7 protein-coding genes are annotated in these 7,485 nt (G+C 72.8%); 3 read left to right on the top strand and 4 right to left on the bottom strand.

The window, feature by feature from the left end:
- From AXW62_RS24595 to AXW62_RS24585, 3 genes are all read right to left on the bottom strand, one after another.
- Positions 1–394 (bottom strand): hypothetical protein (locus AXW62_RS24595; RefSeq protein ID WP_079115773.1); only part of this gene is annotated, 394 nt, incomplete at its 3' end.
- A gap of 96 nt (positions 395–490) precedes the next feature.
- Complete coding sequence (locus tag AXW62_RS24590) at positions 491–1,708, bottom strand: helix-turn-helix domain-containing protein (protein WP_060946418.1); 1,218 nt, start codon at positions 1,706–1,708, stop codon at positions 491–493.
- Positions 1,709–2,062: 354 nt separating this feature from the next.
- Positions 2,063–2,491 (bottom strand): DUF6069 family protein, encoded by a 429-nt coding sequence (locus AXW62_RS24585; RefSeq protein WP_060946417.1) that lies wholly within the window; start codon positions 2,489–2,491, stop codon positions 2,063–2,065.
- 708 nt (positions 2,492–3,199) lie between these two features.
- Here AXW62_RS24585 and AXW62_RS24580 point away from each other — a divergent pair.
- Entirely contained in the window at positions 3,200–3,718 is a 519-nt protein-coding gene (locus AXW62_RS24580) for a lytic polysaccharide monooxygenase auxiliary activity family 9 protein (RefSeq protein WP_060946416.1), read from the top strand.
- Between the two features lie 462 nt (positions 3,719–4,180).
- Here AXW62_RS24580 and AXW62_RS24570 read toward each other — a convergent pair whose 3' ends face one another.
- Positions 4,181–5,140, bottom strand: a complete 960-nt coding sequence (locus AXW62_RS24570; protein WP_060946414.1) for a LysR family transcriptional regulator — start codon at positions 5,138–5,140, stop codon at positions 4,181–4,183.
- 115 nt (positions 5,141–5,255) lie between these two features.
- On the opposite strand from AXW62_RS24570, the gene AXW62_RS24565 reads away from it, so the two are divergent.
- Both AXW62_RS24565 and AXW62_RS24560 read left to right on the top strand, forming a co-directional pair.
- Positions 5,256–6,110 (top strand): alpha/beta fold hydrolase, encoded by an 855-nt coding sequence (locus AXW62_RS24565; protein ID WP_060946413.1) that lies wholly within the window; start codon positions 5,256–5,258, stop codon positions 6,108–6,110.
- Positions 6,107–7,485: MFS transporter (locus tag AXW62_RS24560; protein ID WP_060946412.1), on the top strand; the 1,379-nt coding region annotated here is incomplete at its 3' end. The genes AXW62_RS24565 and AXW62_RS24560, both read left to right, overlap by 4 nt.

Here is a 7,485-nt window from a genome sequence, read left to right as displayed (position 1 = left end):
GCCCGTACTCGGCGCGGTCGGCCTCGGCCAGGGCTTCCCGCAGCCTCCAGGCGTCGGTCAGGTAGCGGCCGGGCCCCAGCGGCACGCGCCAGTGGGAACCGGGGCCCGTCGTCCAGGAGACGGGCGGTACGCCGAGGTAGGTCCGCTCGTCGGCGAGTTCTGCCAGGACGCGGACCTGCCGCAGGTGCCAGCTCGTCGCGGACCCCACGGCGACGAGCCAGTACAGGGTGCCGTACTTGTCCTGGATCACGGCACCGGTCTCATCGCCGAGCGTCTTCAGGGCACGTTCCCCCACGATGGACGCTGCCCGCACGGCGTCCCACCACTTACCGACCGGTAACGCCTCGACGTCCACGGCGGGTGGCGGATTCCAGGGCAGGTTATGGGTGGTCATGGTCGGCTCCGTGCAACGGTCTGTTTACTGACCGTCACATCGTGCCGATCCGCGATAGGCGGAGGTACCCCAAGCCGGGGTACCTCCGCACGCTCGTCAGCTTGACAAATTGATGCCGAACCAGCTATTGAGCGCCCGCAAGTCCTCTGGGACATGCCGGAACTGTAAATTCAAGAGGGTCGCCGCATCTCGGGCCATCGGCCTGTACTTCGTGATCTGTGGCGCAGTCGCCCGCGCCTCCTTCAGCTCTTCCAACGCCTTTTTCGGACGCCCCGCAGCCACGTACGCCCTGGCTGCGTGCACGTGCCAGGCGCTCCGTCGAGTTGGCGTGACCGACGCCGGCAGGACGGTGGATCGAATCGTCTTCTCCGCGTCCTCCAGCTGCGCCAGTTCCACGCTGGCCTGGACCTCGTGGATGGCCAGGTTGCCCCGTCCAAAGATCAGCCGGTAGTGCCTGCGGTCATCCTGATGGGGTAATTGCTCCAACAGCGCACGGGCCTCCGCGACGTGGTATTTGGTCGCCGCGGGGTCGCCTAGGCGGGACGCCAGGGTCACATCCCGGAGCCGCATTCCTCCGAGCACGGTGATGTACTCCGGACCGCGCGTGGTGGCCTCCTCGACCAGTCGCCGGCGTGCCATCTCCATGATCCGTAGGCCCGCGTCGTATTCGTGTGCGCTCTTGAAGGTCTGCACGCGGTCGTACTCGGCCAGGGCCACAAGGAGAGGGTCGTCGGCCAATCCGGCAGACCATCGCAGCCGATCCTCGACCTGGCCCCGGAGGTCGGGGTACCCCAAGCGGTAGGTGAGGGTGTGGGCCATGTCGTAGGTGAACGACAACAGACGCGCCGCCTGTCTCCGGTCCCGCCCCTCGTGCTGGTGGACCGAGGCGGTCAGCTCTTCAATCAGGCCCGAGAGCAACTGGCCGAGGCGGGAGAGACGTCCCGCGGACCGGTATTCCAGTGCCGTGGTGACATCCGTGCGTACTTCGTGCAGGGGGCGAGGGCGGTCGAACCAGTCTGGGGGCAGGTCCCAGTGCCGCAGCGCGGCACGGATGCCCGCTATGGGGGCGTGCACCTGCTCGTCCTGCGGCCGATGGCGGTATGGCTGGCCTGTCAGGTCCTCGACCGTCACATGAAGGACCCGGGCGACGGCGGTCAGCGTGCCGACCGTCGGCAGCCGCTCGCCTTGCTCCACCTTGCGGATGGTTCCGAGGGAGAGGTATGTGTGTTCGGCCAACTCGCGCTGCGTGTACCCAGCGTTGAGCCTGGCGCGTTTGATGCGAGCGCCAGTGTGCTCGCTTCCTGGATTTGGCATGCCAACTCCGTTCTGACCCTCATCGCTCAGAACGGTACCCGCGGTCGGCTCCGCAGGTACGGCTGAACGGGCCCCGTTTCGGTGGGGGCCGTCGCGCTTCCTTGACCCGACGAATGCCCCTCCGGTCCGACTGATCTCCGCGGTGAGGGAGGGCGTGCCCTGTCGTGGGCGTCGTCAGCGGGCCGAACACGGCCCGCTGACGACGCCGCAAAGGGGCGCCTCGTGTGCGCGCCCAGGCGCGACAGCCGTGATCCGCGGACCGCTTCCGCCCCGGGACGCGATCAGCCCGCGGCCGGTGGGATCGCCGGTGGCCTCGCGCGGCGCCGTCCTGCTCCGGGGGCCCTCCTGCCGCGGTTACGCGACCGGTTCCGCGGTGGCGCCGAGTCGCGGCAGGACGACGAGCAGCACGGCTGCCGCCGCGACCAAGTGCAGCACTTCGAGGGCCACGACGGTCAGGGCCTGGTCGGCGCCCACCAGCGGCCCGACGAGCAGCACGACCACGGCGACGACCACGATGGTGGCGAAGGTGCGCGCCGGCCGGGCGGTGCGCTGCGCGATGAGCAGCACCACGGTGCTGCCGACTAAGCTCACCAGGAAGGCCGCGAGGCCGGCCTGGACCGCGGTCACGGTGCTCTCGTCGCCGGACATGGTCACCTCGAAGTCGGCTCCGGCGGCGTCGAAGATCAGATAGGCCACGAGGACGGCGACCGCCGCGGCGAGGGCCGCGGGTATGACGAGGCGGGCGATATCGGCGGTGGTGCGGGCGGATGTGGTGGAGGTCATGGGCGCTTCTTCCGTGACGGGGATGGTCGGTGGTGGGGCGGGGAGTTGCGTCAAGCGTGGGGGGCTTCTTCGCCGGCGAGGTGGATCATCTGGCGGACGGCGGTATTCAGGACACCGTGCCGGTCCGGTGGTGCCGACGGTCAGGCCAGTGTGCTCGTTGATCGTTCCAAGGGGTGTGCTTCCGGCCATCGGGCAGGCGCCCGAGTGCGGTCGTTACTCGCGCGGGGGCGCGGGAGTTGGGCCCGCGAAGAGGGGCCGTGCGCTCCGGCGACGGTGTCATACGGCGTCATTTGGGCCTCATTGGGCGTCCTAGTGGCGGCGGTGGCCGTGCGAGGCGGCCATCGCCGGGCATGAGATCGCCGCGGCCGTCGGCGAGGTGCCGGGCGGCGCGCCCGGTCCGCGTGGTGTCGCGGCCCGGAAACGGGCGGGTGCCGCTGAGGAGGAACGGCTTGTTCGAAGTGTTCGGTGATCGTCCGGAACGTGGCCGTGGGTGGCAGGGAGAGTACCAGTGGACCAGACCACATCCGTCCGTTCCCTTGACCGTGAACGGACAGACGGTATGGTCTAGACCTAGCGGCGGCGCGGATTCCGCGTCCGTCCGCGCGCCCTCGGCGCGTTCCGTCATGGCCACCCCCCACACTCCCCCCACACATCCCCATCCACGGCAAGGTTTCCCGTCCGGTGGATCCTTGTCGGGAAGGAGTTGGCATGAACATGAAGCGCAAGCTGTCCGTCGTCATCGGCGCCGGGATAGCCCCCCTGCTCGCGCTCAGCCTCCCGGCGGGCGAGGCGAGCGCGCACGGTTACGTCTCCACCCCGCCGAGCCGCCAGGCCCAGTGCGCGGCCGGGACCGTGGCCTGCGGCGACATCAAGTACGAGCCGCAGAGCGTCGAAGGCCCCAAGGGGCTGAAGAGCTGCAGCGGCGGCAACGAGAAGTTCGCCGAACTCGACGACGACAGCAAGGGCTGGGTGGCCACGCCCGTCCCGTCCAAGGCCAGCTTCACCTGGAAGCTGACCGCACGTCATGCCACCAGCACCTGGCAGTACTTCGTCGGCGACTCGAAGATCGCGGAGATCGACGACGGTGGAGCGCAGCCGGGCGAGACCGTCACCCACGAGGTCGACTTCGGCAACCTGACCGGCAAGCAGAAGGTCCTCGCGGTCTGGAACATCGCGGACACCGCCAACGCCTTCTACGTCTGCGTCGATGTGAACATCGGCGGCTGAGCCGGCCCGGGACGGCCCGGCCCGGCCCCGTCGGGTCCGATCCCGGTCCGCCTGCCGGGGACGGCTCACCACGTCCCCTTCCCCCCCCACCTGTCGGACCGGGACCGGACGCGGGGAGACCGGGCGAAGGCCACAACGGCGTGGCACGCCGGGTCTCCCGGTGGGCGGCCATGCGCGGCCCGGTGCCCCTCCGCCGAGGGCCCGCCGCCGGCGGTGAGGTGCTCGCCCGCGTGGACGGGGCCGCGCAGGCGGTACCGCGCCGCGCGCCCGTCGCCGTCGAGCGCCACGGTGCCGAGGACGGTGATGTCGCCGGGCGCCGCGGCGCCGAGCACGGTGACGCCGTCGCGCGCCGGGGCGCTGGGGCGGGGGTGCTGCCCGTCCGCTTTCCGGGGGAGCCATCGGCCGCCGTTCCACGGACCCGTGCTCGGCGGTTTTCCCGGGAGGCCGGGGGCGGGCCCCGGGTTAACCGGGCTGTTCGATCCCGCGCACGGCCGGGTGGCGGGCCAGGACGTGGTCGAGTCGCGACCCCACCTCGCGGCAGTTCGCGCGGACGACGTCGAGGAAGGCGGCGAGCACGGGGGACCGGTCGGCCGCGCGGAACGACAGCCGCAGATCCGGGAGCCGGACGCGCGGTGTCACCTCGCAGAACCAGATGCCGCCGCGTTCCAGCCGCCGCATCCGGGCCGGTCCCAGCCCGACGCCCACTCCGCAGGCGGCCAGCCCCACGGTGGTGTGGATGTCCCGGGACGTCGTGGCGCAGTCCAGCGGGGACGGTGCGGAGTCGAACAGCGACCGCAGCCGTGCCGCGACCGCGGGCTCCTGATCCGGTGGGGACACGATGAGGTTCTCGGCCGCCAATTGGCCGAGGCCGATCGCCCGGCGGCCCGCGAAGGGGTGCGTAGCGGCCACGACGGCGATCAGCTCATCGGACCCGATCGGCACCGTGACCAGTCCCTCCGCCCCCGGGCCGCGCGGGCCGCCCCGTCCGACCGCGACGTCCAGCCCCCCGGCGATCAGCGCCGCGGTCCCGTCCGGGCTGCTCATCTCCCCGAGGTCCAGCCGTACGTCCGGCCGCGCCCGCCGGAACCGCCCCAGTACGCCCGGCAGCGGATCGAGCAGCGCGGAGCCGATGAAGCCCAGCCGCAGCAGCCCGGTCTCGCCGCGTGCCGCCCGCCCGGCGTCCACCACGGCGGCGCCCATCTCGTCCAGGGCGCGGCGGGCCCGTTCGAGGAACGCCGTGCCCGCCGCGGTCGGGAACACCCCCCGCGGCGTACGGTCGAACAACCGCTCGCCGACCTCCCGCTCGACGGCGGCGATCTGGGACGACAGCGGAGGCTGGGCGATGCCGAGCGAGGCGGCGGCCCGGCCGAAGTGCTGGTGTTCGGCCAGGGCGAGGGCATAGCGAAGGTGACGCGCTTCCACGGGTCGACGATACGTCGAAGATATCGCCGACCGGTAGTCGAGATATGAAGCTGGATAACGGGGTGCCCGCGGTGTGGGCTGGTTTCCGATCAACCCCTTGACCGGAAGGCCGCTCATGAGCCAGCCCGCTCCCCCCGCCGTCGCCGTGTTCGTCCACGGTGCCTGGCACTCCTCCCTGCACTGGGCGGCGACCCAGCGCGCCCTGGCGTTCCGGGGTGTCGCGAGTGTCGCGGTCGACCTGCCGGGCCACGGCGTCGACGCGCCCGTTCCCACCGGCTATCTGCGGCCCGGCCAGCCCGGCCTCGCCACCGAGCGGTCCGCGCTGGCCGATCTGACGATGGACCGGATCACCGATGCGCTGCTGACCGCCCTGGCCGGGGTCCGCCACCGGTTCCGGCGTGTGGTCCTGGTCGCGCACAGCGCGGGCGGCGGCACGGCGTCCGCCGCGGCGGAACGGGCCCCGGAACTGGTCGACCACCTCGTGTACCTGTCGGCGTTCGTGCCCGGGGGCCGGCCGCGGTTCACCGACTACGTCAGCGCCCCGGAGAACGCCGGAGCCGTCCACGCCCCGCGGGTCGGTGACCCCGAGGTGCTCGGTGCCTACCGGATCAATCCGCTGTCGTCCGACCCCGGCGAGGTCGCCACGCTCCACCGGGCCTTCCTGGGCGACTGGCCCGCCGACCGGGAGGGCTGGCGGCTGTCCCTGCACCCGGACGAGCCGCTCGCGTCGCTGATCACTCCGGTGCCGGTCACCCCCGCGCGCTGGGGTCGCGTTCCGCGGACGTTCATCCGGCTGACCGACGACCTCGCGCTTCCGCTGCCCGCCCAGGACCTCATGATCGCCGAGGCGGACCGGGCGGTGCCGGACCGGCCGACCGAGGTGCTCTCCCTGCCCGGCGGCCACTCGCCCTTCCTCACCCGGCCGGACCAGCTCGCCGAGCTGCTCGCGCCGGTGGTGAACCGGACATGAGGGCACCGCTCCTGCCGGTGCTGCTCTCCGGGACCTTCGTCCAGCTGGTGAGCGTGACGGTGATGCAGGTGGCGGTGCCCGACATCCGGCAGGACCTGGGGGCCGGCCCGGGGGCCGGGCAGCTCGCGCTGGCCGGCTACACCCTGACCTACGCCTGTTCGCTGATCACCGCGGCCCGGCTGGGCGACCGGTTCGGGTACCGCCGGCTGTTCGTGGTGGGAATGGCCGTCTTCACCCTGGCCTCGCTGGCCGCGGCCGCGGCCCCGGCCACCGGCGTGCTGGTCGTCGGCCGCCTGGTTCAGGGCCTGGGCAGCGGGCTGGTGGCCCCGCAGATCCTGTCGGTCATCCAGTCGGCGGTGCCCGAGGCCCGGCGGCCCCGCGCGCTGGGCTACTACGGTGCGACGATGGCGGTCGCCTCGCTGGCGGGCCCGTTGCTCGGCGGGATCCTGCTCCAGCTCGACCCCCTCGGCCTGGGGTGGCGTGCCGCGCTGGCGCTTCCGGTGCCGGTCGGGCTCGCGGCCCTCGCGCTGTCCTCCGCGCTCCCGCCGGGGCGCGGCCGGCCGGGTGCGGGGAGGGTCGATGCCCTCGGCGCCGGGCTCTCCCTGTCCGGACTGGTCCTCCTCGTCCTGCCCCTCACCCTCGGCCAGGACGCCGGATGGCCGGTGTGGACGTGGATCAGCCTGGTCACGGCGGTGGCGCTGCTGGCCGCGTTCGTCGTATCGCAGCGCCGGGTGCCCCACCCGCTGGTGCACCCGTCCGCCCTCGCCGGGCGGACGACGCGCTGGGGGATCGGGGCGGTGCTGGTGTTCAACGCCGGTGTCCCGTCCCTCAGCCTGCTCCTTTCGCTGCATCTGCAAGGGCCGCTGGACCGCGGCCCGTTGCAGACCGCGCTGACGGTCACTCCGTACGCGGTCGGGGCACTGCTGGGGAGCGGGGTCGCCGAGGCGGCGGTACGCCGGTACGGCGCCGCGGTCCTCGCCGTCTCCGCCGGGGTGCTGGCCGCGGTGTCGCTGCTGGTCGCGGCCACGATCGCGGCCTCCGGGCCGGCGCTGTGGCTGGGACTCGGGGCGGGCGGGATGGCCTTCGGCGTCTTCACCGCGTCCGTGTTCTCCCTGGTCCTGGAGGGGGTTCCGGCGAACGCGGCCAGTTCCGTGTCGGGTCTGCTGCCCACCGCGCAGCAGCTCGGCGGCACCCTCGGCGTCGCGGTCGCGGGCGTGGTGTACGCCGCACCCGCCGCCGGCCCCGGCACCGCCTTCTGGCACGCGATGGGCTACGAGGCCGCGGTCTTCGGCCTCGCCGCGGCAGCCACCGCCGCCCTGCACCGGGTCCGCTCGCGGGCCCGGCGGGGTGCGGCGGCGGTGGACCTGGCCACCGC

The organism is Streptomyces hygroscopicus subsp. hygroscopicus (assembly GCF_001553455.1).
In the GTDB taxonomy this organism is placed as follows: domain Bacteria; phylum Actinomycetota; class Actinomycetes; order Streptomycetales; family Streptomycetaceae; genus Streptomyces; species Streptomyces hygroscopicus.
This window is presented reverse-complemented; position numbering and strand designations above follow the sequence as displayed.